Source organism: Mycobacterium paraffinicum, assembly GCF_025822865.1.
Classification (GTDB): Bacteria; Actinomycetota; Actinomycetes; order Mycobacteriales; family Mycobacteriaceae; genus Mycobacterium; species Mycobacterium paraffinicum.
Genome location: NZ_JACKUR010000032.1, coordinates 1 through 24,650 on the forward strand (window position 1 = coordinate 1; position 24,650 = coordinate 24,650).

Below are 24,650 nucleotides of genomic sequence, written 5' to 3' on the forward strand. Positions count from 1 at the left end.
AACCGCGGCGACCGCGGCCAATTCGGTTGTCTTCACAAACTCTGAACGATGCCGCGGTCACCGCTCTGACCAGCGCAGACACGCCCAAGACCACTGGCCTCAAACTACGGCTGCAGTACTAGGCGCCTTCCGGACCCGGCGTCCCCGGCCGTCTTTTGTCAATGCCACCCGTCCCGTGTGACGCTTATGACTCGCTCGGCCGGATGACTCGCATAGCCGCAGCGACTAGCATGCAGGGATGCATGGGGGGTGACGCGAGGGTGCGTCGTGCCGGTCGGCCGCCCCCGGCTCCGCATAATGAAAGGCTCTACTCGACATGTCCGTGCAGCTCACGCCGCATTTTGGAAACGTGCAAGCCCACTACGACCTGTCCGACGACTTCTTCCGGCTGTTCCTGGACCCCACTCAGACATACAGCTGCGCCTACTTCGAGCGTGACGACATGACCCTGGAAGACGCGCAGCTCGCCAAGATCGACCTGGCGCTCGGCAAGCTGAGGCTCGAGCCGGGGATGACGTTGCTGGACATCGGCTGCGGCTGGGGCGCCACCATGCGGCGGGCGATCGAGAAGTACGACGTCAACGTCGTGGGCCTGACGTTGTCGGAGAACCAGGCCAAGCACGTGCAAGCCATGTTCGACGAGCTCGACACCCCCCGGACCCGGCGGGTCCTGCTGGAGGGGTGGGAGAAGTTTCACGAGCCCGTCGACCGCATCGTCTCCATCGGCGCCTTCGAGCACTTCGGCCGCCAGCGCTACGGCCGCTTCTTCAAGATGGCGTATCAGGCGCTGCCGTCCGACGGAGCGATGTTGCTGCACACCATCGTTCGCCCGTCCTTCAAGGACGCCCGGGCGCGGGGCATGACCCTGACCCACGAGATCGTGCACTTCTCGCAGTTCATCCTGACCGAAATCTTCCCCGGGGGCTGGCTGCCGACACCGCAGACCGTCGGAGAGTACGCGGTCACCGCCGGCTTCGAACTGACCCGGGTCCACTCGCTGCAGCTGCACTACGCGAGGACCCTGGAGACGTGGGCGGCCGCACTGTCGGCCAATCGCGAGGAGGCCATCGCCATCCAGTCCAGAGAGGTCTACGACCGGTACATGAAGTACCTGACCGGCTGCGCGAAGCTGTTCCGCCAGGGCTACACCGACGTCGACCAGTTCACCCTGGAGAAGAAGTAGCCCATAATCGGGCTCAGCCGTCAGTACGTGTAGAAGCCCCGGCCGGTCTTCTTGCCGAGCCGGCCCGCCTCCACCATGCGCAGCAACAGCGGCGGCGGGGCGTACTGCGGTTCCTTGAATTCCTCGAACATCTTGTCCGCGATCAGTTTCAGGGTGTCCAGGCCCACCAGGTCGGACAGCCGCAGCGGGCCCATCGGGTGCGACAGCCCGGCGACAACCGCTTTGTCGACGTCTTCGATGGTGGCAAATCCGGCCTCCACCATGCGAATTGCCGACAACAGGTAGGGAACCAGCAGCGCGTTCACGACAAAGCCGGACCGGTCGGAGCAGCGCACCACCTGCTTGCCCAGCACCGCGCTCGCGAACTCCTCGGTGCGCGCGGCGGCGGCTTCGTCGGTGACCAGCGTGCTGACCAACTCGACCAGCGGCAGCACCGGCACGGGGTTGAAGAAGTGCAGGCCCAGCACACGCTGCGGGTTCTTGGTCGCCGCGGCAATCTTCATGATCGGGATGCTGGACGTATTGGATGCCAGCACCGCGTCGGGATCGCTGATGGCGCGGTCGAGTTCGGCGAAGATGTCCGCCTTGACGGCCTCGTCCTCGATGATCGCCTCGATGACCAGTTGGCGGTCGGCCAGGTCCTTCAGGTCGGTGGTGAAGGTGAGTTTGCTCAGCGCGCGGTCACGCTCCCGCTCGGTGACCTTGCCCGCGCTGACGCCGCGCTCCAGCGACTTGACGATGCGGTTGCGTCCGGCCGTGATCAGGGCGTCAGTGGTTTCGAACACCGTCACGTCGACGCCGGCGCGGACCGAGACTTCGGCGATGCCGGATCCCATCTGGCCGGCCCCGACAACCCCTACCCGTTGAATCGCTGCGTCGCTCACTGTCATCTCTTTCGGTTTCGTATCGTCTTGCACCGCAATAGGCCCCGCCCAGGATCGCTGGGCGGGGCCAATGCTACTTCACGGTGAACAGGGGCACATTCGCACAATCTGGATCACAGCCGTGCAGATCCGCTCTGCTCTCCTCGCGGGCCGAGCCCGCTCGTCCTCAGTGCCTCAAGCCGTCGGTTTCACTTCGTCCTCGCGGGCCGAGCCCGCTCGTCCTCAGTGCCTCAAGCCGCCGGTTTCACTTCGTCCTCGCGGGCCGAGCCCGCTCGTCCTCAGTGCCTCAAGCCGCCGGTTTCACTTCGTCCTCGCGGGCCGAGCCCGCTCGTCCTCAGTGAAACTGACCCTCTTCGGTGGAGCCGGTCAGCGCGGTGGTCGACGAGGTGGGGTCAACCGTGGTGGCGATGCGGTCGAAGTAACCGGCACCGACCTCGCGCTGGTGCTTGGTCGCGGTGTAACCGCGCTCCTCGGCGGCGAACTCGCGCTCCTGCAGCTCCACGTACGCGCTCATCTGGTTGCGGGCGTAACCGTAGGCCAGATCGAACATCGAGTAGTTCAGGGCGTGGAAGCCGGCCAGCGTGATGAACTGGAACTTGAATCCCATTGCCGCGAGCTCCTTTTGGAACTTCGCGATGGTGGAGTCGTCAAGGTGCTTCTTCCAGTTGAACGACGGCGAGCAGTTGTAGGCCAGCATCTGGTCTGGGAACTCGGACTTGACGCCCTCGGCGAACTTGGCGGCGAGCTCGAGGTCCGGAGTTCCGGTCTCCATCCAGATCAGGTCGGAGAACGGTGCGTAGGCCTTGGCCCGGGCGATGCAGGGTTCCAGGCCGTTGCGCACCCGGTAGAAGCCTTCCTTGGTCCGCTCACCGGTGATGAACGGCTGGTCACGCTCGTCGACGTCCGAAGTGATCAGGGTCGCCGCCTCGGCATCGGTCCGGGCGATGACCACGGTCGGCACGTCGCAGACGTCGGCCGCCAGGCGGGCGGAGGTCAGCGTCCGGATGTGCTGCTGGGTCGGGATGAGCACCTTGCCGCCGAGGTGGCCGCACTTCTTCTCCGACGCGAGCTGGTCCTCCCAGTGCGAGCCCGCGACACCCGCCGCGATCATCGCCTTCTGCAGCTCGTAGACGTTCAGCGCACCGCCGAAGCCCGCCTCACCGTCGGCCACGATCGGGGCCAGCCAGTTCTCCACCGAGGTGTCGCCCTCGACCCGGGCGATCTCGTCGGCGCGCAGCAGCGCGTTGTTGATGCGACGCACCACCTGCGGCACCGAGTTGGCGGGGTACAGGCTCTGGTCGGGGTAGGTGTGGCCGGACAGGTTGGCGTCGCCGGCGACCTGCCAGCCCGACAGGTAGATCGCCTTCAGGCCGGCGCGGACCTGCTGGACGGCCATGTTGCCGGTCAGCGCGCCGAGCGCGTTGATCCACTCCAGGTCGTGCAGCTGCTCCCACAGCACCTCGGCGCCGCGGCGAGCCAGCGTGTGCTCCTCGACCACAGTGCCCTGCAGGGCGACGACGTCCTCGGCGCTGTAGGTGCGGGTAACACCCTTCCAACGCGGGTTGGTGTCCCAGTCCTTCTGGATCTGTTCCGGGCTCTTGGGGGTGCCAACGACAGACATTGGGCATGCTCCTTAACGAATCTTCACTACTGGGTTGATGAAACGCTTCACCGGCGGCAGCTACGGCTCAACTTCGCTGGTGTGCTAACTCGAAGATGGCACAGCTATTCACGCAGGTCCAGCCGTTTCATTTGCCAATTTCCGCAACGACTGGCCCTCGATTTGCAAATATTGCGAAGATGAACGGGAACTTAACCGTTTCAGAAACTACCGATCAGTAACCCAATATCCGCAGGTCAGCGGCAATTTAGCGGGACGCTTGTCCGGTTTAGCGGTTGAAGAGCGCGGCGACCGCTTTGGTCTCGTCGCCGACCGCATATGTGAGCGTTGTAACAGGGCGGTCGACCAGTCCGGGACCAAACTGGTCGGTCGAACCGGCCGGATGGATGTGCGAGATGATCTCCAGTTTGTCGCCCAGCGCCACCGGCGCCTCGTGCTCGATCGTGATGCGCAGCGGCCGCGCCATCAGCGCCAGGTGCGATGCCAGGTAGTCCTCGACGACACTCCAGTACACGGAGTTGTTCATGTGGTCGAACAGGTCGATGTCGGTGACGCGGACGGGAAATTCGTGGATCTCCTGCGCGTCGTCGCGGCTGCCCGGCTTCAGGTAACCCTTCCACCGCAGGCGGTCGATGGACGTGGTCTTGTGCAAGCCCGCCAGGAAGTCGTCGGAGATGCGCGACGGCATCTGGGTTTCCCGGTTGATGTTGATCCAGAAGGCCTCGGACTCAATCAGGCCGCCCTTGCGCCCGTCGACGCGAACCCGCATCTCGCACCACCGGTTCGAGGTGCCCGAACACCACCGGCGACAGCGCAGCATGTCCTGGAATTCGATCGGACGGATCAGGTCGAGCATCGTGCGGCGAACGATCCACAGCGGGTGGGTTTCCTCGAAACCCATTTCACGCAGCTGGTCCTGGCCGATGTCCTGGATGTGCCGGCACGCTGCGTCGAGCCGCAGCCGGCCCGTGCGGTCGATGTCGGCCACCCGCAGCGGCCATTCGCGATCGAACACATCGGGGTGGCCGTCGGGAACCGGCATCATTTCTTTGTCCAGGCTCACGGCTGAGCTCCCGTTTCCTCCTCGTAGGCACCCCAGGACAACCCTGGGGCCTTCGTTGCGAATCATGCCAACGCCCAGGGACAAAAACCAATCGCGATGCGACCGGAGCCGCTGCGAACTCTGCCAACTTCCGCTTAGCAACCCGGTACCCTGGGTGAAGTGTCCAAGACCTTCGTCGGCTCCCGGGTCCGCCAGTTGCGCCACGAGCGCGGTTTCTCCCAAGCCGCCCTGGCCCAGATGCTGGAGATCTCCCCGAGCTACCTGAACCAGATCGAGCACGACGTGCGTCCCCTGACGGTGGCGGTGCTGCTGCGGATCACCGAGGTGTTCGGCGTGGATGCGACGTTCTTCGCCTCGCAGGACGACACCCGGCTGGTCGCCGAGCTGCGCGAGGTGACCATGGATCGCGACCTGGACATCGACGTCGACTCGACCGAGGTGGCCGAGATGGTCAGCGCCCACCCCACCCTGGCCCGCGCGGTGGTCAACCTGCACCGGCGCTACCGGATCACCACGGCGCAACTGGCCGCCGCGACCGAGGAGCGGTTCTCCGACGGCAGCGGCAGCGGCTCGATCACCATGCCGCACGAGGAGGTGCGCGACTACTTCTACCAACGCCAGAACTACCTGCACGAGCTGGACACCGCCGCCGAAGATCTCACGATCCAGATGCGGATGCACCATGGCGACCTCGCCCGCGAGCTGAACCGTCGGCTGACCGAGGTGCACGGCGTGCACATCACCCGGCGGATCGACCTCGGCGACACCGTGTTGCACCGGTACGACCCCGGGACCAAGACGCTGGAGATCAGCAACCACCTATCGCTCGGTCAGCAGGTGTTCAAGATGGCCGCCGAATTGGCCTACCTGGAGTACGGCGACCTCATCGATCACCTGGTGGAGGAGGGCAAGTTCACCAGCGACGAGTCGCACACGCTGGCCCGGCTGGGGCTGGCCAACTACTTCGCCGCGGCCGCGGTGCTGCCCTATCGCCAATTCCACGACGTCTCGGAGAATTTCCGGTACGACGTCGAGCGGTTGTCCTCCTTCTACTCGGTGAGCTACGAGACCATCGCGCACCGGCTTTCGACGATGCAACGGCCGTCGATGCGCGGCGTGCCGTTCTCGTTCGTCCGCGTCGACCGTGCCGGCAACATGTCAAAACGCCAGTCCGCCACCGGGTTTCACTTCTCATCCAGCGGCGGCACCTGCCCGCTGTGGAACGTGTATGAAACGTTCGCCAACCCGGGCAAGATCCTGGTCCAGATCGCCCAGATGCCCGACGGACGCAACTACATGTGGGTGGCCCGGACCGTGGAGCGACGGGCCGCCCGGTATGGTCAGCCGGGTAAAACCTTCGCGATCGGGCTGGGCTGCGAGCTGCGCCATGCGCACCGGCTCGTCTACTCGGAAGGACTCGACGTCTCGGGAGATTCAGGAACAGTGGCCACACCGATCGGCGCGGGCTGCCGGGTCTGCGAACGCGACAACTGCCCGCAGCGGGCGTTCCCGGCCTTGGGGCGCGCCCTGGATCTCGATGAGCACCGCAGCACGGTCTCCCCGTACCTGGTGAAGCAACCGTGACCGGCGCTCCGAACGGCCGCATCCCGTCGGGACGGTTCCGCGAACTGGGCCCGGTCAACTGGGTTCTCGCGAAGCTGGCCGCGCGCACGGTCCGGGCGCCCGAGATGCATCTGTTCACCACGCTGGGTCAGCACCGCCTGCTGTTCTTGGCGTGGAGCATTTACAGCGGCCGCGTGCTGCGGGGCCGGCTGCCGGCGGTCGATACCGAGCTGGTGATCCTGCGGGTCGCGCACGTGCGCGGTTGCGAATACGAACTGCAGCACCATCGCCGGATGGCCGCCAAGCAGGGGCTCGACGCCGACCTGCAGGCCGCCATCTTCGCGTGGCCCGAGCGGCTGGACCCCGTCGAGGCGCGCCTGACCGTGCGCCAGCAGGCACTGCTGACGGCCACCGACGAGTTCGTCCGGGACCGCACCATCACCGATGCCACGTGGCAGCAGCTCGCGGAGCACCTGGACCGGCGTCAGCTGATCGAATTCTGCTTGCTGGCAAGCCAATACGACGGCCTGGCCGCGACGATGGCGGCCCTGGACATCCCGCTGGACAACCCGCGCTAGACCCGCGCCCGTCAGAGGTAGACGCTGGCGAGCACGGCCAGCGTCAGCAGCAGCGGCGGCACGGAGAGCCCGAACCCGAACCCCGACCAGGCGTATTTCCTGCGCCGGCGCAGCAACGACGCCCACATCGTGGCGCAGACCGCCAGCGCTAGCGACAGCAGCAACACCGTCGGGGCCCACTGCCCCACCGCCGCGTTGTCGTCGGCGATCGAAAAGGCCGCTAACCACAGGACATAACCCGCGGCGAGACCGCCGACGGCCCCCAGAACGATGTCGCTGCGCATCTGGCTTTAGAAGTTGATCATGTGGCCGACCAGGCCGTGGAAGCACTCCTGCAGCGCCTCCGACAGGGTCGGATGCGTGTGCACGTTGCGCGCCAGCTCGTTGGCGGTCAGGTCCCATTTCTGCGCCAGCGTCAGCTCGGGCAGCAGCTCGGACACGTCGTGGCCGACCAGGTGCCCGCCGAGCAGTTCGAGATGCTTCGCGTCGGCGACCAGCTTGACGAAGCCGCTGGGGTCGCCTAGGCCGTGCGCCTTGCCGTTGGCCGTGAACGGGAACTTCGCCACCACGACATCGTGGCCTTCGTCGCGGGCCTGCTGCTCGGTCAGCCCGAAGCTGGCCACCTGGGGCTGGCAGAACGTGGCCCGCGGCAACATCCGGTAGTCGCCCAGCGCCAAAGTCTCTGCGCCGGCAATGGTTTCGGCCGCCACCACACCCATGGCCTCCGCGACGTGGGCCAGCATCAATTTCCCGGTGACGTCACCGATGGCGTAGATGTGCGGCACGCTGGTGATCATGTATTCGTTGATACCGATGGCCTTGCGGTCGGTCAGCGCGACGCCGGCCTTCTCCAGGCCATACCCCTCGACGTTCGGCGCAAAACCGATGGCCTGCAACACCTTTGCGGCCTTGATTTCCTCAGAATTACCGTCCTTGCTGACCACGACGGTCACCTCGGCGCCGTTGTCGTCGATTGACTCGACCTTGGTCCCGGTGAGGATCTTGATGCCCAGCTTCTTGAACTGCTTCTCGATCTCCTTGGAGACGTCGGCGTCCTCGTTGGGCAGCGCGCGCGGCAGGAACTCCACGATGGTCACGTCCACGCCGTAGTTCTTCATGACGTAGCCGAACTCCATGCCGATCGCGCCGGCACCGGCGATGACGATCGACTCGGGCAACTCGCGCGAGAGGATCTGTTCCTCGTAGGTCACCACGTTGGCCGACAGCGACGTCCCGGGCACCAGCCGGGTGCTGCTGCCGGTGGCGATGATGGCGTTGTCGAACGTAACGGTCTCGGTCCCGCCGTCGTTGAGGTCTACCGACAACGTGTTGGCGTCGGTGAACCGGCCGTACCCGTTGATCTCGGTGATCTTGTTCTTCTTCATCAGGAAGTGCACGCCCGCGACCCGGCCCTCGGCCACCTTGCGGCTGCGATCGAAGGCGGCGCCGTAATCGAACGTCGCCTCGCCGTTCATCCCGAAAGTCTTGGCTTCTTTGGTGAAGATCTGCACCAGCTCGGCGTTGCGCAGCAACGCCTTGGACGGAATGCAGCCGACGTTGAGGCAGACTCCGCCCCAGTACTTCGGTTCCACGACTGCGGTGTTCAGGCCGAGCTGTGCGGCACGAATGGCTGCGACATATCCGCCGGGACCGGCCCCGAGGACGACGACGTCAAAATGGGTCACGGCCCCTACCCTAGTGGCCGCCCGGGCGAGGCGTTAATACGGAATGAGGCCGAGGAGGCAGTGGCCCACCCGCGCGCAGTGGTAATAGCCGTGCAGGGGCGCCGCGGCGGCCAGCGAGGCGAACGGCCCCGACATCACCGCCAGCGACAGCGCCGAGACCAGCGGCTTGCCCTCGACCATCGCGAGCAGCACGCCACCGACTGCGCACGCCACGACGTACACCAGGACCGCGAAGAGCGCCGCGGTCTGGTCGATCGAGTGAAACCACCAATAGAACAGGCCGAACCCGACGACGGCCGCCACACACCACACGCCGAGGGTCACCAGCAGCAGCTTCCACCACTTCAGGTAGAGGTAGCGCCCGGGAACGGTGACGGGTTGCACCGGCGCCACAGCGGATTCGGCGTCCGCACCCTGTTCGGATGCGGCCGGCTCCGAGGCCTCCGGTTCGCCCTTCGCGGCGGCGGGCTGCTCGCCGGCGTCCTCGGAGTCGTCCGAGAAATCCGGCACCCACGATTGGGTGCCGGTGTCCTCGTCGGAATCGGAGAAGTCGGGCACCCAGGACTGGGTGCCCGGACTCGACGGGGTGTCGTCGTCAGCCATGGGAGGTCACCTGGAGGGCGACGAGCACACCGAACCAGCCGGGAGCCACCGCCAGGACGAACGCGCCGAGCATTGTCACCCACCGACGTCCGGAAAAGAGGATCGTCAGCAGCCCGGCCAAGCTGGGAATCGCGGCCACCGCGGCGATGGCGAAGGCCGGGCGGAGGCTCAGCTGGATGGCCACGGCGAATCCCACCCCCGCGAGTAACCCGACCGCGACACCGATCAGCATGGCGCCGGCCAACAACCGCGGACGCGGAAGGGGGATCACGATTTCGACATTACTGCGGTCACCGACCGGGAGGGCACGTTCGGAATGCCGCGTCGGTCACCACCTGACCGCGCGCGCAAGGGCGTTCGCCACGTTCGTAGTCGGCGCCGGTGATGACCCGGGCGTCCCGCAGCCCGGCCTGTTCGTCGTCGGTGAAGACGCGGCCGCGGGACAGGAACCGCACCCCTTCGGGCGCCTCCAGGCTGAACCCGCCGCCCCGGCCCGGGACCACGTCGATGACGAGCTGGGTGTGCTTCCAGGTCTGATACTGCGGGCCCGAGATCCACACCGGCACCCCGTCCGTGCCGACGTCGAGCACCCCGAGCAACACGTCGCGGTCGCCGACGAGGAAGTCACCGAGTGGGTAGCACATCGGCGACGACCCGTCGCAGCAGCCGCCGGACTGGTGGAACATCACCGGGCCGTGCCGGTCCTGCAGTCGCTCCAACAGTTCGGCGGCGCCCGCGGTGATGACGACACCCGGTGGAGGGGCCGGGACCATCAGAAGAAGCCCTGGGCCTTATCGGAGTAGGACACCATCAGGTTCTTGGTCTGCTGGTAGTGGTCGAGCATCATCTTGTGGTTCTCCCGGCCGATGCCCGATTGCTTGTAGCCGCCGAACGCGGCGTGGGCGGGATACACGTGGTAGCAGTTGACCCACACCCGACCGGCCTGGATGTCACGCCCGGCCCGGTAGGCGGTGTTGCCGTCGCGGCTCCACACCCCGGCGCCCAGACCGTAGAGGGTGTCGTTGGCGATCGAGATCGCGTCGTCGTAGTCGGAGAACGACGTCACCGCCACCACCGGGCCGAAGATCTCCTCCTGGAAGATCCGCATCTTGTTGTTGCCGGCGAAGATCGTCGGCTGCATGTAGTAACCGCCGGACAGGTCGCCGCCCAGCTCGGCGCGCTCCCCGCCGGTGATGACCTTGGCGCCCTCGTCCTTGCCGATCTCGATGTAGGACAACACCTTTTCCAGCTGGTCGTTGGATGCCTGCGAACCCAGCATCGTCTCGGTGTCCAGCGGATCGCCCTGCCGCACCGCCTTCGTCCGGATGGCGGCGAGCTCCAGGAACTCGTCGTAGATGTCGGACTGGACCAGGCTGCGAGACGGGCAGGTGCACACCTCGCCCTGGTTGAGGGCGAACATGGTGAACCCCTCGAGCGCCTTGTCCTGGAAGTCGTCACCCTTGGCCATCACGTCGGAGAAGAAGATGTTGGGGCTCTTGCCGCCGAGCTCCAGCGTGACCGGGATAAGGTTCTGCGACGCGTACTGCATGATCAGCCGTCCAGTGGTCGTCTCACCGGTGAACGCGATCTTGGCGATCCGGTTGCTCGACGCCAGCGGCTTGCCCGCCTCGGCGCCGAACCCGTTGACGACGTTGACCACGCCCGCCGGCAGCAGGTCACCGATCAGCGACATCAGGTAGAGCACCGAAACCGGTGTCTGCTCGGCGGGTTTGAGCACCACCGCGTTGCCGGCCGCCAGCGCGGGCGCCAGCTTCCAGGTGGCCATCAGGATCGGGAAGTTCCACGGAATGATCTGCCCGACCACGCCGAGCGGCTCGTGGAAGTGGTAGGCGACGGTGTCCTCGTCGATCTGGGACAGCGAGCCCTCCTGCGCGCGGATCGCCCCGGCGAAGTACCGGAAATGGTCGACCGCCAGCGTGATGTCGGCGCCCAGCGCCTCGCGGATCGGTTTACCGTTGTCCCACACCTCGGCCACCGCCAGCGCGGCCTTGTTCTCCTCGATCCGGTCGGCGATCTTGTTCAGGATCGCCGCCCGTTCGGCCGGTGGGGTCTTGCCCCACGCCCCTGCCGCCCCGTGGGCCGCGTCGAGCGCCTTCTCGACATCGGCCTCGTCGGACCGGGCCACCTCGCAGAACGGCTGGCCGGTCACCGGTGTCGGGTTCTCGAAATAGCGCCCCTGCGCTGGCCGGACCCATTCGCCCCCGATGAAGTTGTCGTAGCGGGCTTCATACGACATCAACGCCCCAGCGGAACCTGGACGTGCGAAAACAGTCATCTTCTCGGCTCCTCGCTCGCCTGTGTAATACACCTCACACTACCGCCGGAGGCCACAATGGCGGTCATGACATCGCAAGCCCCCGACGACGACCGTGACCCCTACCTGTGGCTCGAGGAAGTCACCGGCGACGAGGCGCTGGATTGGGTGCGGGCGCGCAACGAACCGACACTGGCCACATTCCGCGACGCGGAGTTCGAGCGAATGCGCACCGAGGCGCTCGAGGTGCTCGACACCGACGCCCGCATCCCGTACGTGGTCCGCCGCGGCGAGTACCTCTACAACTTCTGGCGCGACGCCGACAACCCGCGCGGGCTGTGGCGGCGCACGACGCTTCAGAGCTATCGGACCGATGCCCCCGAGTGGGACGTGCTGATCGATGTCGACGAGTTGGGCCGGGCCGAGGACGAGAAGTGGGTGTGGGCCGGCGCCGGCGTCATCGACCCGGAGTACACGCGCGCCCTGGTCGCGCTGTCCAGGGGCGGCTCGGACGCCTCCATCGTGCGCGAATTCGACATGGCCACAAGAGAATTCGTCACCGACGGATTTGCACTGCCGGAGGCCAAGTCGCAACTGGCCTGGGCGGATCCCGACACCGTCCTGGTGGGCACGGACTTCGGCGCCGACTCGCTCACCGACTCGGGCTACCCGCGGGTGATCAAGCGGTGGCGACGGGGCACCCCGCTGGCCGACGCGGAGACCGTGTTCGAGGGAGCCCGCACCGACGTCCGCGTGTCCGCCTCGGTGGACCGCACCCCCGGCTTCGAGCGCACCCTGCTGGGGCGGGCCCTGGACTTCTGGAACGAAGAGGTCTACGAGCTGCGCGGCCCCGAGCTGATCCGGATCGACGCGCCCACCGACGCCAGCTTGTCGATACACCGGGAGTGGCTGCTGATCGAGCTGCGCACCGATTGGTTCTACGGCGCTCAGAGCTATCCCGCCGGCTCCCTGCTGGCCGCAGACTATGACGAATTCCTCTCGGGTACAGCCGAATTGAGTGTGGTGTTCGAGCCCGACGAGCACACCGCGCTGAACCACTACGCGTGGACGCGCGACCGCCTGTTGATGGTCACGCTCGCCGACGTGGCCAGCCGGGTGGAGATCGTCACACCGCCCTCACGTGACGACCCGCAGCGCCCGGCTTCGCCGCGCTTGCGATCGTCACCGCCCTCACGTGACGACCCGTCACGGGGCACCTGGCGGCGCGAGCCGGTCGCCGGCATCCCCGACGCGACCAACACCGTCGTCGTCGCCGCCGACGACACCGGCGACGAGTTCTTTCTCGATTCCAGTGGATTCGTCACCCCGTCGCGGCTCATGCGCGGCAACGGTGCCGGCCCGCTCGACCAGATCAAGTCCGCGCCGGCCTTCTTCGACGCCGGCAACATAGCCGTCGCCCAGCATTTCGTGGCGTCGCAGGACGGCACGCCGATCCCGTACTTCGTGGTGCGGCCCGCCGATGCGCGGGGCCCGGGGCCGACCATGCTGTACGGCTACGGCGGCTTCGAATCGGCCAACACCCCCGCCTACAGCGGCGTGCTCGGCCGGTTGTGGCTGGCCCGCGGTGGCACCTACGTGCTGGCCAACATCCGCGGTGGCGGGGAGTACGGGCCCGGCTGGCACACCCAGGCCATGCGCGAGAACCGGCACAAAGTGGCCGAGGACTTCGCCGCGGTGGCAACCGATTTGGTGAATCGCGGCATTACCACCGTCGACCAGCTCGGTGCGCAGGGCGGCAGCAACGGCGGCCTGCTGATGGGCATCATGCTGACCCAGTACCCCGACAGGTTCGGCGCGCTGGTCTGCAGCGTGCCGCTGCTGGACATGAAGCGCTACCACCTGCTGCTCGCGGGCGCCTCGTGGATGGCCGAGTATGGCGACCCCGACAACCCGGACGACTGGGCGTTCATCTCCGACTACTCGCCCTACCAGAACATTTCGGCCACGCGCCACTATCCTCCGGTGCTGATGACCACGTCCACCCGCGACGATCGGGTGCATCCGGGCCACGCCCGCAAGATGACGGCCGCGCTGGAGGCGGCGGGTCACCGGGTCTACTACTACGAGAACATCGAGGGGGGCCACGCCGGGGCGGCCGACAACCAACAGGTCGCGTTCAAGTCGGCGCTGACCTACTCGTTCCTGTGGCGGATGCTGGCAGGCCCCAAGACCGGACCATAAGATCGTCGGCGTGTCAGCGACCCAACGCATCGAACTCACCCTGCTGGCGACCGGATTGATCTTCGTCCTGGTCTCGGCGGCGCAGGCACGCTACCGCTTCATCGGTGACCGCCGCGCCGGCCGTCGGTTCTACTGGGCGACCGCGATCATCGGCACCGTCTGCTTCGCGGCCGGCACGGGCCGGCTCTGGCCGAACGCCGTCTGCGTGGCGGTGATCTTCTCCGGCCTCGTCGTCATGTCGGCTTACCTGACGACGCCGTATCTGAAGATCGGCGACCGCATCTACGCGTCGTCACCGGAAAACCGTCAGCCCGACCCGTAAGGAAGCCATGCCGACCAGCGACTTCGAGACGCTCCTGTACACGACGGCCGGCCCGGTGGCCACCATCACGCTGAACCGTCCGGAGCAGCTCAACACGATCGTGCCGCCCATGCCCGACGAGATCGAGGCGGCCGTCGGGCTGGCGGAGCGCGACCCGGCCGTCAAGGTCATCGTGCTGCGCGGCGCCGGCCGGGCGTTCTCCGGCGGCTACGACTTCGGCGGCGGCTTCGCGCACTGGGGCGAGTCGATGATGACCGACGGCAAGTGGGATCCCGGCAAGGACTTCGCGATGGTCACCTCCCGCGAGACCGGGCCCACAAATAAGTTCATGGCCATCTGGCGGGCATCCAAGCCGGTCATCGCCCAGGTCCATGGCTGGTGCGTGGGCGGGGCCAGCGACTACGCGCTGTGCGCCGACCTGGTCATCGCCAGCAACGACGCGGTGATCGGTACCCCGTACAGCAGGATGTGGGGCGCATACCTGAGCGGGATGTGGCTCTACCGGCTCAGCTTCGCCAAGGCCAAGTGGCATTCGCTGACCGGACGGCCGCTGACCGGCGTGCAAGCGGCCGAGGTCGAGCTGATCAACGAGGCGGTGCCGTTCGAGCGCCTCGAGGCCCGGGTCGCCGAGATCGCCGCCGAGCTGGCCCGGATTCCGCTGTCGCAGCTGCAGGCGCAGAAGCTGATCGTCAATCAGGCCTACGAGAACATGGGGTTGGCGTCCACCCAGACGCTCGGCGGCATCCTCGACGGCCTGATGCGCAACACCCCCGACGCGCTGGACTTCATCAAGACCGCCGAAACCCAGGGCGTTCGGGCCGCGGTCGAGCGCCGCGACGGTCCCTTCGGGGACTACAGCCAGGCCCCGCCGGAGCTGCGGCCCGACCCCGCGCACGTCATCGTGCCTGATCGCGGCCAATGCTGAGATGAACTAGGAACTTGTCCGCCGCCGCCCAAAAAGTGTTACCGTTAACAACTATGTCCCGGCTGAGTTCTGGCCTGCGTGCAGGCGTCGCTGTCTTCGCTTTGGGTATCGCCGCTACGGCGTTCCCGAAAACCGCCGTAGCCGATTCCACGGAGGACTTCCCGATTCCGCGCAGGATGATCAACACCACCTGCGACGCCGAGCAGATCATGGCGGCCACCCGCGACACCAGCCCGGTGTACTACCAGCGGTACATGATCGACTTCAACAACCACCCGAACGTCCAGCAGGCGACGATCGACAAGGTCCACTGGTTCTACTCGTTGTCGCCGGAGGACCGCCGGACGTATTCGGAGAACTTCTACAACAACGACCCGCTGTGGTACGCGTGGCCCAACCACATGAAGCTCTTCTTCAACAACAAGGGCGTCGTCGCCAAGGCGACCGACGCGTGCGCCCAGTACCCGCCCGGCGATATGTCGGTGTGGAACTGGGCCTGAGCGCCTAAAGAAATCCGCGCGTCCCCGAGGAAGGGGCGCGCGGATTTCTTTGTGTGACGCTCGGATCAGCGCGGCTGTACCACTCCGCCCGGGGGGTGCTCCTCGACGTTCTTGAGGAGCAAATCGCGCACGGCGGGACGCGGGCCGTACGGTCGCAGCATTGTGCTGGCCGGCCGTGGACGCACGTGCTGCGGCCACCAGAACCAGCGCCCGAGCAAGGTGGCCAGCGACGGCGTCATGAACGACCGCACGATCAAGGTGTCGAACAACAAGCCCAGCGCGATCGTCGTACCTACCTGGGCCATGACCCGCAACGGGCTGAACGCAAATGTGGCCATCGTCGCGGCAAACACCAGCCCGGCAGAGGTCACCACCGAGCCCGAACCGGCCACGGCGCGGATGATGCCCGTCCTGAGTCCGGCGTGAATCTCTTCTTTGAACCTCGATATCAGCAGCAGATTGTAGTCGGACCCGACCGCCAACAGCAGGATGATCGCCATCGCCAGCACCATCCAGTGCAGGTTGATGCCCAGGATGTACTGCCATAGCAGCACGGAGAGCCCGAACGATGCGCCCAGCGACAGCAGAACGGTTCCTACTATCACGAACGCCGCGACCAAGCTTCGGGTGATGACCAACATGATGATGAAAATCAACGTGGTCGCGGCGATTCCGGCGATCATCAGGTCCATGTTGGATCCGTCACGCATGTCCTTGTACGTTGCGGCGGTGCCGCCCAGGTAAACCTTGGCGCCCTCCCACGGGGTGCCCTTGATCGCCTCGTGCACGGCCTGCTTGATCGGGTCGATGTGGTTGACACCCTCGGGTGTAGCCGGGTCGCCCTCATGCGAGATGATCAGCCGGACGGCGTGCCCGTCCGGCGAGATGAATTGTTTGAGACCCCGTGCGAAATCCGGGCTCTTGAACGCCTCCGGCGGCAGATAGAACGTGTCGTCGTTTTTTGCTCTGTCGAAGGCGTCGCCCTGGGCGGTGGCGTTGTCAGACTGCGCTTTGGCCTGGTCGTTGAGACCCCTTGTGGTCGCGTAGTTCGACATGACGGTGTCGAGGTTGCGCTGCTGGCTTTCGATCTGCGGCGGTATCAGCTCCACAAGCTTGGGTTGAATCTGATCCAGTTTGTCCAGATTCGCGCTGAGCTTCTCGATGTTGTCGCTCACCGCGTCGATACCGTCGAGCGCGTCGAAGAGGGACCGCAGCGCCCAGCAGGCCGGAACGTCATAGCAGTGCCTTTCCCAGTAGAAATAGCTGCGGATCGGCCGGAAGAAGTCGTCGAAGTTGGCGATCTCGTCGCGCAACTCCTCGGTTATCTTCACGGTTTCCTTCGTTAGCTTGGTGGTCTCATGCGTGGTGTTGGTGAGGTCCTGTGTGACCTGCATCTGCTCATGCAGCGTTGCCATCGTCTTGCGCAGCTCGTCCGCCTGCTTGAGCAGGTTCGCCGCCTGCTCGTCCTGATAGTGCTGCGTCTGGATCCGCCCTGCGGCCTGGGCACTCATCTGAAACCCGAGGGTGCTGTGGTCGAGCGGCGTGCCCAGCGGCCGGGTGATGGTTTGCACCCGGCCGATGCCGGGGATGTGGAAGACCGCCTTGGCGACCTTTTCCAGGACCAGGAAGTCAGCCGGGTTACGCAAGTCATGATCGGTCTCGATCATCAACAGCTCGGGATTGAGCCGGGCCTGGTTGAAGTGCCGGTCGGCTGCCGCATAGCCGACGTTGGCCGGAGTATCCGGCGGGAGAAAGTGGCGGGTGTCGTAGTCCGTCTTATAGCCGGGCAGAGCTATCAGACCGACGAGGGCGATCCCGATCGTCACCGCCAGGATGGGAGCGGGCCACCGCACGACTGCGGTGCCGATTCGGCGCCAGCCCCGGGTCTGCAGCTTTCGCTTCGGGTCCATCAGCTTGAAGAAAGTGGCAACGGTGAGCACCGCCGGGCCCAAAGTCAACGCACCGAAGACCGCGACCAGCATTCCGACGGCGCAGGGCACGCCCATAGTTTGGAAGTACGGCAACCGGCAGAAGCTCAAGCAGTACATCGCGCCGGCGATGGTCAGGCCCGAACCCAGCACCACATGCGCAGTGCCGTGAAACATGGTGTAGAACGCTTCTTCACGCGTCTCTCCCAGCCCGCGTGCCTCGTGGTAGCGGCCTACGATAAAGATCGCGTAGTCGGTGCTGGCAGCGATCGCCAACAACACCAGCATATTGTTGGCGAAGGTGGACAGCCCCATGATCCCATAATTTCCCAGCGTCGCGACGACGCCCCGTGCCGCAGCCAACTCGATGAAGACCATGGCCAGCATGATCATCACCGTGCTCACCGACCGGTACACGATCAGCAGCATCACGATGATCACCAGGATCGTCACCATGGTGACTATTGCGATACCTTTTTCACCCGCGTGCGACTGATCGGCGATCAGCGGACCGGCCCCGGTGACATAGGCCTTGATCCCGGGTGGCGCGGGCACCGAGTCCACAATCTTCCGAACGGCTTCGGCCGACTCGGAGGCCAGGCTGCCGCCCATCCTGCCGGAAAGGTAAACCTGGACGTACGCCGCCTTTTGGTCGTGGCTCTGGGAGCCCGCGGCGGTCAGCGGATCACTCCAGAAATCCTGGACGTGCTGAACGTGCTTGGTGTCTTGCTCGACCCGCTTGACGATTTCGTCGTAGTAGCGGTGCGCTTCGGCCCCCAGCGGCTGGTTGCCCTCCAGCACGATCATGGCCGAGGCATCGGAGTTGAATTCCTTGAACGTCGATCCGACGTGCATCATCGATTGGAACGAGGGCGCATCCGTCGGACTCTGCGACACCGCTTGATGCTTGGAGACGACCTCCAGCTGCGGGGCCACGGTATTGGTGACGAACACGATGCCCAACCACACCAGGACGATCGGCAGGGCGAGCCGATGGATCATCCGCGGCAGGAACGGCGGGATCAGCGGCTGATCGACGCGCGGCGGGGCCTCGCCTGGCTCGCTCATGCGGACTTGTCCAGGCAGTAGACGAACGGGTTCACGGTTTCGTTGGAGTGTGAGCGATTCGGAGCCTTGATGACGTCACCGTGCCCGTCGTGGTTGTTCACGACGAATCGGCAAGCGATCCAACTGCCGTCGCCTTGCGCCAACAGGTTTGCCGGGATGCCGGGCTTTGTTGAACTCAAAACTATGCTCCAGGGTAAGGGCACGTTCAGTGCCTGCTGCGGATGGGAGTTTTCGTCGAGGTAGTTGATGGTTGCCGTGCTGCCCGGTGAGCCCCAGACCTCGAGCGTGATTGTCTTGGCGTTGAACTGGTCGAGGACCTCGCCCGAGGTGCCACCACCGAACGAACCGCTGTGCACGCCGAAGACGCCGTGCAATCGGTATACGACGAATCCCGAGAGCGCGACGACAGCCGCGACCGTGAGCACCAACCAGAAACGCGCCAAAAGCCCCTTTTTGTTGGCACGCTGGGGCCCGACCTCGTTGCCCTCCCTACCCGCGGAGCCCTGCGTGATCAGCGGCTCCGTCGTCGGCTCAATCGTCCTCATAAGCGCTCCAACTCCTCCCGATATTCACCGGTTGCAATCCGCCAAGCCACAGCCCCCGGCCTCCCCTCTGCGTTCATTGCGACCCCGAGATGAGCCCGACGCACGTGGCGGTCAGCAAGCGAGTGAGGGCGGCTGCAAAATCCAGGTTCCACTCCGGGGGGACCACTCCCGGCTCCTCGGCATAGGCATCGTTGAGGCGCTCCGGCGGGTTGGCGACCTGCCACAGCGTGGCCGCCAGCGAGTACGCGGCCAGCAAGATGTCCAGCGATCCCGGACGCCCAAGCGCCGGCAGTGCGCACTCGATCGAGTCGGCGAGCGAGAGCGTGGCGGCGGTTCTGATCCGCTTGACTTCGATCACCCGGTCAGCGTCCACCTCGTGTTCGAGGTGCAGGTGCAGGTTGGCCAGCAGGTCGCAGAACAGCGGGTCCTCAGCCAGGGCATTGGCGAGTGTCTCGGCGATTAGCGACGGCGACTTGGGGCCGGCCTCGGCCAGCTTCTCCGACACCGTGGTCGACCAGCGCACCCACCCCTCCGCCGACAGACGCAGCAGGACTTCCTTATGCGAGGTGAAGTAGCGGCGGACGGCGGAGTAGTGAATTCCGGCCCGGCTGGCGACAGCGGTGAGCGTGACCGACGCGGCGCCGGCCTCGAGCGCCAGTGAACGCGCGGCTTCCACGAGTGCCTCCGCACGTTGGCGCTTTTTCTCCTCGGTGCGGGCGCGCTGGAAGGTGAGTTGCGCCACCGCCAGAGCGTAACGCACGTCGTGTGATTTGTATAACGCACGGCGTGTGATTTGTACCCGGCCACATTGAACCGTCCCGGGCCGGTAAGGGTGTTAGTAGCTATGCACACCATCGCGCTCATCGGATTCCTCGGCGGCCTCATCACCGGCGTCTCGCCGTGCATCCTGCCGGTGCTTCCCGTGGTCTTCTTCTCCGGCGCGGACGGCACCCGGGCGCGCGCCTCCGCCGCCCGGCCGTACCTGGTGATCGCGGGCCTGGTCTGCAGCTTCGGCGTGGTGACCCTGGCCGGCTCGGCCATCCTGTCCGCGCTGCACCTGCCGCAGGACGCGATCCGCTGGGCCGCCCTGGCGGTGCTGACACTCATCGGCCTCGGCCTGATCTTCCCGCCGCTGCAGCACCTGATCGAACGGCCGTTCGGCCGCCTACCTCAGCACCAAATGGGAACGGGCAGTACAGGTTTCGGGTTAGGCTTGACGTTGGGTGCGCTGTATGTGCCGTGCGCCGGACCGGTGCTGGCCGCGATCGTGGTCGCGGGCGGCACCGCCTCGATCGGCCTGCCCATCCTGATCCTCACCGCCACGTTCGCGATCGCACCGCCCTGCCGCTGTTGGCGTTCGCGCTGGCCGGTCGGGGTGTCGCCGAGCGCATCGGCGCGTTCCGACGGCGACAGCGCATGGTCCAGGTCGCCGGCGACATCACGATGATCGTGCTGGCCGTGGCGCTGGTGGTCAACCTGCCGGCGATGTTGCAACGCGCCGTGCCGGACTACACGGCGTCGATGCAGAAAGCGTTCGGAGCCAACAAGATCCGCCAGCAGCTCGGCGCCCCGGGCGGTGGCGCGCTGGGCGACTGCACCGAAGGCGCGGACCGGCTCGAGCAGTGTGGGGCGGCGCCCGCTGTCGCCGGCATCACCGGGTGCTCAACACCCCGGGCGGCGCTCCGGTCGACCTGGCCTCGCTGCGGGGCAAGGTGGTGCTGATCGACTTCTGGGCCTACTCGTGCATCAACTGTCAGCGGGCCATCGCGCACGTAACCGATTGGTACAACCGGTATCACGACGCCGGGTTTGTCGTTTTCGGAGTGCACACCCCCGAGTACGCCTTCGAACGGGTCCCCGCCAATGTGTCCAGTGGGGCCGCCGCGCTGCACATCACCTACCCCGTCGCGCTGGACAACGACTACACCACGTGGAACAACTACCAAAACCTTTACTGGCCGGCGGAATACCTGATCGATGCCAACGGAACGGTCCGCCACACGAAATTCGGTGAGGGCGATTACGACGGCACCGAGAAGCTGATCCGGGAACTGCTCGTCGACGCCCAGCCCGACACCCGGTTGCCCGGTCCGACGCATTCGGCGGACACCACACCACGCACCAGGCTCACGCCCGAGACGTATCTGGGGTCGACCGGGCCCGAAACTACGGCGGCGGAGGCGATTACAGGTCGGGCTCGTTCAGCTATCCGCCGCAGCTGGCCGGCGACACATTCGCGCTGCGCGGCCGATGGAAGCTGGACGACCAGGGCGCCACCGCCCCCGGCGATGACGCCGGCATCCGGCTGAGCTACACCGCCAAGGACGTCTACGTCGTCGTCGGCGGCACGGGCACCCTGACCGTGACCCAAGACGGCACGACGACCACGACGGCGGTCGGCGGGCCGCCCACACTGCACCCGATCGTGGCCGATGAGGCGGCGCGCGGCGACCAGCTCGACATGCGCGTCAGCCGTGGGCTGCAAGTGTTTTCGTTCACGTTCGGCTAGCTGGCCGGCTTCTTCCGCAGGCTGCCCAACATCGCGACGAGCACACCGCCGATCACCAACGCGACGCCCACGAGCAGCGTGAGGTTGAGCCATTCGTGCAGGCCCGCCTCGGCGTGGCCGACCATCACCTCGGCGATGCGGCGGATCTCGTCGGTGGTGCGGTTGAGCACGTCGCCGACATGGCGGCCGGCGACCTCGATACCCGCCCAGCCGGCGGCGCCGACCAGCAGCGCCGAGACCCCGAGGCTGGTGAGCGCCTTCCCACGGCGGCGCGCCGTGGCCAGCATCAGCACGGCGCAGACGACGCTGAGGGCGACCGCGCCGACGCTGACCCACGGACCCCACGTGGCGAGCGGGCTCAGCCGCCCCGGCCGCAGCGACCCGTGGGCCGAAGGCGCCGACGCCGTCAACGGAACCGTCAGCGTCGCAGGCACTTTCACGTTGTGCCGGCTCAGGATCCGCTGCATCGAGGCGTCCTTGAGCATCGGCGCCACGTCGATCGCCCACGACTCGCCGGCGCCGTCGGCGGTGAACAACCAGCGGTGCGCCGCCCGGTTCGCCTGGGCGAACAGCGCCGGAAACGCGGGCCCGGCCGTGAACGCGACGGCGGCCAGGTGCACCTCGGCGCCCTCGACCGGCTGGCGTCCGCCGTTGCGCTCCGCGATGAGAGCCATCGCGCGGTTGGCCAGTTCGTCCGCGGCGGCGGACTGCAAGGCGGGGTCGCCGGCGGCCCGCTGGGCCAGCGCGACATACCCGCCCTCGCTGACCACGTTCAGCTGCAGCCACGCCGCCGGGATCGCCACGGCCAGCGCGACGGTGGTGGCCAGCCACAGCACCGCCCGGAAGACCGCGGCCACGAATCGCACGCCGGAAAACCCGACGACGCCTACGGAGCGATTCCGCGAACGTAGGCGGCCTGCCCGAGGTGCTGGGCGCAGTCGTCGATGATGCTCACCAACCGCGCGCTGGCCGTCACCGGCGGGTCCCAGTTGGTGTCGACCACCCGCTCCAGCTCGGCGGCGCTCACGCCGGCGACGTACTCGAGGGTCAGCTTGTGCACGGCGTGGTAGTAACCGGCCAGCAGATCCGCCGGGGCCTTGACCTTCGCGACCTGCTCGGGCTTGTGCCCGTAGCCGGAGTCGTTGCGCGGCAGGTCCAGGCCGAACCGGTCCACCCAGCCGTCGCGCAGCCACACCTGCTCGACGCCGGCGACGTCGGCCAGCTGGATGTCCTGTACGCGCGCGCTGTGCCAGATCAGCCAGGCGATGCTGTTGGCGTCCGGGGTCACCCGGTACTCGGCGACTTCGTCGGTCAATCCGTCGGCGATCTCGTCGACGTGTTCGATCAACCGGGTGAAGGCGTCGCGAAGCAGTTCCTGGACGGCGGCGTCGGGGCTGGAGGTGTTGGCCATACCAGCGACACTAGATCCTGGCACGACCCACCGGCACGGTCGTAGATTGTTTGGATGACGTACGACCTGATCATCCGCAACGGCACCATCGTCGACGGGCTGGGCAGTGAGCCGTATGTCGGCGACGTCGCGGTGAAAGATGGCGTCATCACGGCCGTCGGTCACGTGAACGGCGAAGGGGCCGAGCGGCAAATCGACGCCACCGGGCTGCTGGTCACCCCGGGCTTCGTCGACCTGCACACCCACTACGACGGCCAGGCCATCTGGTCGGAACGCCTGACGCCGTCGTCAGCGCATGGGGTGACCACGGTGGTCATGGGTAACTGCGGCGTCGGCTTCGCCCCGTGTCGCCAGGAAGACCACGACGTGCTCGTCGACGTGATGGCCGGCGTCGAGGACATTCCGGGCGTCGTCATGACCGACGGCCTGCCCTGGACGTGGGAGACGTTCCCCGAATACCTGGACGCCCTGGAGTCGCGCCAACGTGATATCGATGTCGCCGCGTATCTGCCGCACTCCCCGTTGCGCGTCTACGTGATGGGCCAGCGCGGTGCCGACCGCGAGCCGGCCACCGCCGAAGACCTCGCCAAGATGCGGGCGCTCGCCAAGGAGGCGGCCGAGGTCGGCGCGCTGGGCTTCGCGTCGTCCCGGCTGACGATCCACAAGACCGAAAGCGGCTCGCCCATCCCGAGCTACGACGCCGCCCGCGAGGAGATCGAAGAGATCGCCCGCGGTGTCGTCGACGGCGGCGGCGGCCTGTTGCAGTTCGTGCCCGACATCCCGGCCGGCGGCTACGAGCACGTGCTGCAGACGGTGTTCGACGTGGCCGAGGACGTCGGCCTGCCGCTGACATTCACGCTGGTCGTCGCCAACTCGGGCGACCCCACTTGGGAGTCCGCCATCACCATGATCGAGAAGGCCAACGCGGCCGGTGGCGACATCACCGCGCAGCTGCTGCCCCGCCCGATCGGGTTGATCATCGGGCTGCAGCTGTCCGCCAACCCGTTCGTGCTCTACCCCAGCTACCGGGAGATCGCGCACCTGCCGCTGGCCGAGCGGGTCGCCGAGATGCGCAAGCCGGAGGTGCGGGCCCGCATCCTCGCCGACAAGCCCGGCGCCGGTCACCCGATCCTGTACGTGGCGCAGATGTGGGACTGGATCTACCCGCTGGGCGACAACCCGGACTACGAGCCCGACCCGTCGACCAGCATCGGCGCCCGGGCCCGGGCCAAGGGCGTAAACCCGATGGAGGAGGCCTACGACCGGCTGCTCGACGACGACGGCCGGGCCATGCTGTTGGTGGCCACCAGCAACCTGCAGGGCAACTCGCTGGACACCGTCGGGGAACTGCTGCACCGCGACGACGTGGTGCTGGGGCTCGGTGACGGCGGCGCGCACTACGGGATGATCTGCGACGCCAGCTACTCGACCTACTTCCTGGCGCACTGGGCCCGCGACCGCAAGACCGGGCGGTTCACGGTGCAGGAGGCGGTCCGCGAGCTCACCTCGGTGCCGGCCCGCATCGCCGGGCTGGGCGACCGGGGCCGCGTCGCGGTCGGGTACAAGGCCGACCTCAACGTCATTGATCACGCGGCGTTGCGGCTGCACAAGCCGGTGATCAGCTACGACCTGCCGGCCGGGGGGAGGCGGCTGGACCAGACCGCCCACGGGTACGTCGCCACGGTCGTGGCAGGCCAAGTGATCGCGGAGAACGGTGTGCCCACCGAAGCCCGCCCAGGCAAGTTGGTCCGCGGCCGGCAACCTCGCCCGCTACCCGCGCAATAA

Annotated in this window: 22 protein-coding genes and 1 pseudogene; 9 read left to right on the forward strand and 14 right to left on the reverse strand. The window is 66.6% G+C overall.

Annotation, left to right across the window (positions count from 1 at the left end; translation table 11 throughout):
* The first annotated feature begins 316 nt into the window (after positions 1–316).
* A complete protein-coding gene (pcaA, locus tag H7J89_RS21760) occupies positions 317–1,183 on the forward strand; it encodes a cyclopropane mycolic acid synthase PcaA (RefSeq protein WP_264046545.1) in 867 nt (288 codons plus the stop codon).
* Positions 1,184–1,203: 20 nt separating this feature from the next.
* On the opposite strand, the gene H7J89_RS21765 is transcribed toward pcaA, so the two are convergent.
* The 3 genes from H7J89_RS21765 to H7J89_RS21775 form a co-directional block, all read right to left on the reverse strand.
* Complete coding sequence (locus H7J89_RS21765) at positions 1,204–2,067, reverse strand: 3-hydroxybutyryl-CoA dehydrogenase (protein ID WP_264046548.1); 864 nt, start codon at positions 2,065–2,067, stop codon at positions 1,204–1,206.
* Between the two features lie 334 nt (positions 2,068–2,401).
* The gene (aceA, locus tag H7J89_RS21770) at positions 2,402–3,688 is read right to left on the reverse strand and encodes an isocitrate lyase (protein WP_264046550.1); all 1,287 of its coding nucleotides are present in this window, start codon (positions 3,686–3,688) and stop codon (positions 2,402–2,404) included.
* Between the two features lie 268 nt (positions 3,689–3,956).
* Positions 3,957–4,751: an acyl-[acyl-carrier-protein] thioesterase gene (locus H7J89_RS21775; protein ID WP_264046552.1), complete on the reverse strand. Its 795-nt coding sequence runs from the start codon at positions 4,749–4,751 to the stop codon at positions 3,957–3,959.
* A 159-nt stretch (positions 4,752–4,910) separates the two neighbouring features.
* Between H7J89_RS21775 and ramB the strand changes: the two genes are divergently transcribed.
* Both ramB and H7J89_RS21785 read left to right on the forward strand, forming a co-directional pair.
* Complete coding sequence (gene ramB / locus H7J89_RS21780; protein WP_264046554.1) at positions 4,911–6,335, forward strand: acetate metabolism transcriptional regulator RamB; 1,425 nt, start codon at positions 4,911–4,913, stop codon at positions 6,333–6,335.
* Entirely contained in the window at positions 6,332–6,892 is a 561-nt protein-coding gene (locus H7J89_RS21785; protein WP_264046556.1) for a carboxymuconolactone decarboxylase family protein, read from the forward strand. The genes ramB and H7J89_RS21785 overlap by 4 nt, the downstream gene beginning before the upstream one ends.
* Before the next feature lie 11 nt (positions 6,893–6,903).
* On the opposite strand, the gene H7J89_RS21790 is transcribed toward H7J89_RS21785, so the two are convergent.
* Genes H7J89_RS21790 through exaC form a run of 6 tightly spaced genes read right to left on the reverse strand, consistent with a single transcriptional unit; the run spans position 6,904 to position 11,476 of the window.
* The gene (locus tag H7J89_RS21790) at positions 6,904–7,176 is read right to left on the reverse strand and encodes a hypothetical protein (protein WP_067201985.1); all 273 of its coding nucleotides are present in this window, start codon (positions 7,174–7,176) and stop codon (positions 6,904–6,906) included.
* 6 nt (positions 7,177–7,182) lie between these two features.
* Positions 7,183–8,577, reverse strand: coding sequence for a dihydrolipoyl dehydrogenase (lpdA, locus tag H7J89_RS21795; RefSeq protein ID WP_264046561.1), 1,395 nt, complete (start codon positions 8,575–8,577; stop codon positions 7,183–7,185).
* Positions 8,578–8,610: 33 nt separating this feature from the next.
* A complete protein-coding gene (locus tag H7J89_RS21800; protein WP_264046563.1) occupies positions 8,611–9,180 on the reverse strand; it encodes a hypothetical protein in 570 nt (189 codons plus the stop codon).
* Complete coding sequence (locus H7J89_RS21805) at positions 9,173–9,451, reverse strand: putative holin (protein ID WP_264046565.1); 279 nt, start codon at positions 9,449–9,451, stop codon at positions 9,173–9,175. The genes H7J89_RS21800 and H7J89_RS21805 overlap by 8 nt, the downstream gene beginning before the upstream one ends.
* A 19-nt stretch (positions 9,452–9,470) precedes the next feature.
* Entirely contained in the window at positions 9,471–9,953 is a 483-nt protein-coding gene (locus tag H7J89_RS21810) for a DUF779 domain-containing protein (RefSeq protein WP_264046567.1), read from the reverse strand.
* Positions 9,953–11,476 carry an acetaldehyde dehydrogenase ExaC gene (gene exaC / locus H7J89_RS21815; protein WP_264046569.1) on the reverse strand — a complete coding sequence of 508 codons (1,524 nt, stop codon included), beginning with the start codon at positions 11,474–11,476 and terminating at the stop codon, positions 9,953–9,955. The genes H7J89_RS21810 and exaC overlap by 1 nt, the downstream gene beginning before the upstream one ends.
* Before the next feature lie 66 nt (positions 11,477–11,542).
* On the opposite strand from exaC, the gene H7J89_RS21820 reads away from it, so the two are divergent.
* The 4 genes from H7J89_RS21820 to H7J89_RS21835 are packed head-to-tail and all read left to right on the forward strand — an operon-like array spanning position 11,543 to position 15,404.
* The gene (locus H7J89_RS21820) at positions 11,543–13,657 is read left to right on the forward strand and encodes a prolyl oligopeptidase family serine peptidase (protein ID WP_264046570.1); all 2,115 of its coding nucleotides are present in this window, start codon (positions 11,543–11,545) and stop codon (positions 13,655–13,657) included.
* Between the two features lie 10 nt (positions 13,658–13,667).
* Positions 13,668–13,979 (forward strand): hypothetical protein, encoded by a 312-nt coding sequence (locus H7J89_RS21825; RefSeq protein ID WP_264046572.1) that lies wholly within the window; start codon positions 13,668–13,670, stop codon positions 13,977–13,979.
* Positions 13,980–13,986: 7 nt separating this feature from the next.
* On the forward strand, positions 13,987–14,904 hold the full coding sequence (locus tag H7J89_RS21830) for a crotonase/enoyl-CoA hydratase family protein (RefSeq protein ID WP_264046574.1): 918 nt from the start codon (positions 13,987–13,989) through the stop codon (positions 14,902–14,904).
* 53 nt (positions 14,905–14,957) lie between these two features.
* A complete protein-coding gene (locus H7J89_RS21835; protein ID WP_067202009.1) occupies positions 14,958–15,404 on the forward strand; it encodes a DUF5078 domain-containing protein in 447 nt (148 codons plus the stop codon).
* A 65-nt stretch (positions 15,405–15,469) separates the two neighbouring features.
* On the opposite strand, the gene H7J89_RS21840 is transcribed toward H7J89_RS21835, so the two are convergent.
* From H7J89_RS21840 to H7J89_RS21850, 3 genes are all read right to left on the reverse strand, one after another.
* Positions 15,470–18,400 (reverse strand): MMPL/RND family transporter, encoded by a 2,931-nt coding sequence (locus H7J89_RS21840; protein WP_264046577.1) that lies wholly within the window; start codon positions 18,398–18,400, stop codon positions 15,470–15,472.
* The gene (locus H7J89_RS21845) at positions 18,397–18,945 is read right to left on the reverse strand and encodes an MmpS family transport accessory protein (protein ID WP_264046579.1); all 549 of its coding nucleotides are present in this window, start codon (positions 18,943–18,945) and stop codon (positions 18,397–18,399) included. The genes H7J89_RS21840 and H7J89_RS21845 overlap by 4 nt, the downstream gene beginning before the upstream one ends.
* Positions 18,946–19,018: 73 nt before the next feature.
* A complete protein-coding gene (locus tag H7J89_RS21850) occupies positions 19,019–19,705 on the reverse strand; it encodes a TetR/AcrR family transcriptional regulator (protein WP_264046581.1) in 687 nt (228 codons plus the stop codon).
* 84 nt (positions 19,706–19,789) lie between these two features.
* Between H7J89_RS21850 and H7J89_RS21855 the strand changes: the two are divergent.
* A pseudogene (locus H7J89_RS21855) lies at positions 19,790–21,454 on the forward strand (cytochrome c biogenesis protein CcdA).
* Here the strand turns inward: H7J89_RS21855 and H7J89_RS21860 are convergent.
* Both H7J89_RS21860 and H7J89_RS21865 read right to left on the reverse strand, forming a co-directional pair.
* The gene (locus H7J89_RS21860; protein WP_264046584.1) at positions 21,451–22,320 is read right to left on the reverse strand and encodes a hypothetical protein; all 870 of its coding nucleotides are present in this window, start codon (positions 22,318–22,320) and stop codon (positions 21,451–21,453) included. The pseudogene H7J89_RS21855 and the gene H7J89_RS21860 sit on opposite strands and share 4 nt — an antisense overlap.
* Positions 22,321–22,340: 20 nt before the next feature.
* On the reverse strand, positions 22,341–22,865 hold the full coding sequence (locus H7J89_RS21865; RefSeq protein WP_264046586.1) for a mycothiol transferase: 525 nt from the start codon (positions 22,863–22,865) through the stop codon (positions 22,341–22,343).
* 54 nt (positions 22,866–22,919) lie between these two features.
* On the opposite strand from H7J89_RS21865, the gene H7J89_RS21870 reads away from it, so the two are divergent.
* Positions 22,920–24,650, forward strand: coding sequence for an N-acyl-D-amino-acid deacylase family protein (locus tag H7J89_RS21870; protein WP_264046588.1), 1,731 nt, complete (start codon positions 22,920–22,922; stop codon positions 24,648–24,650).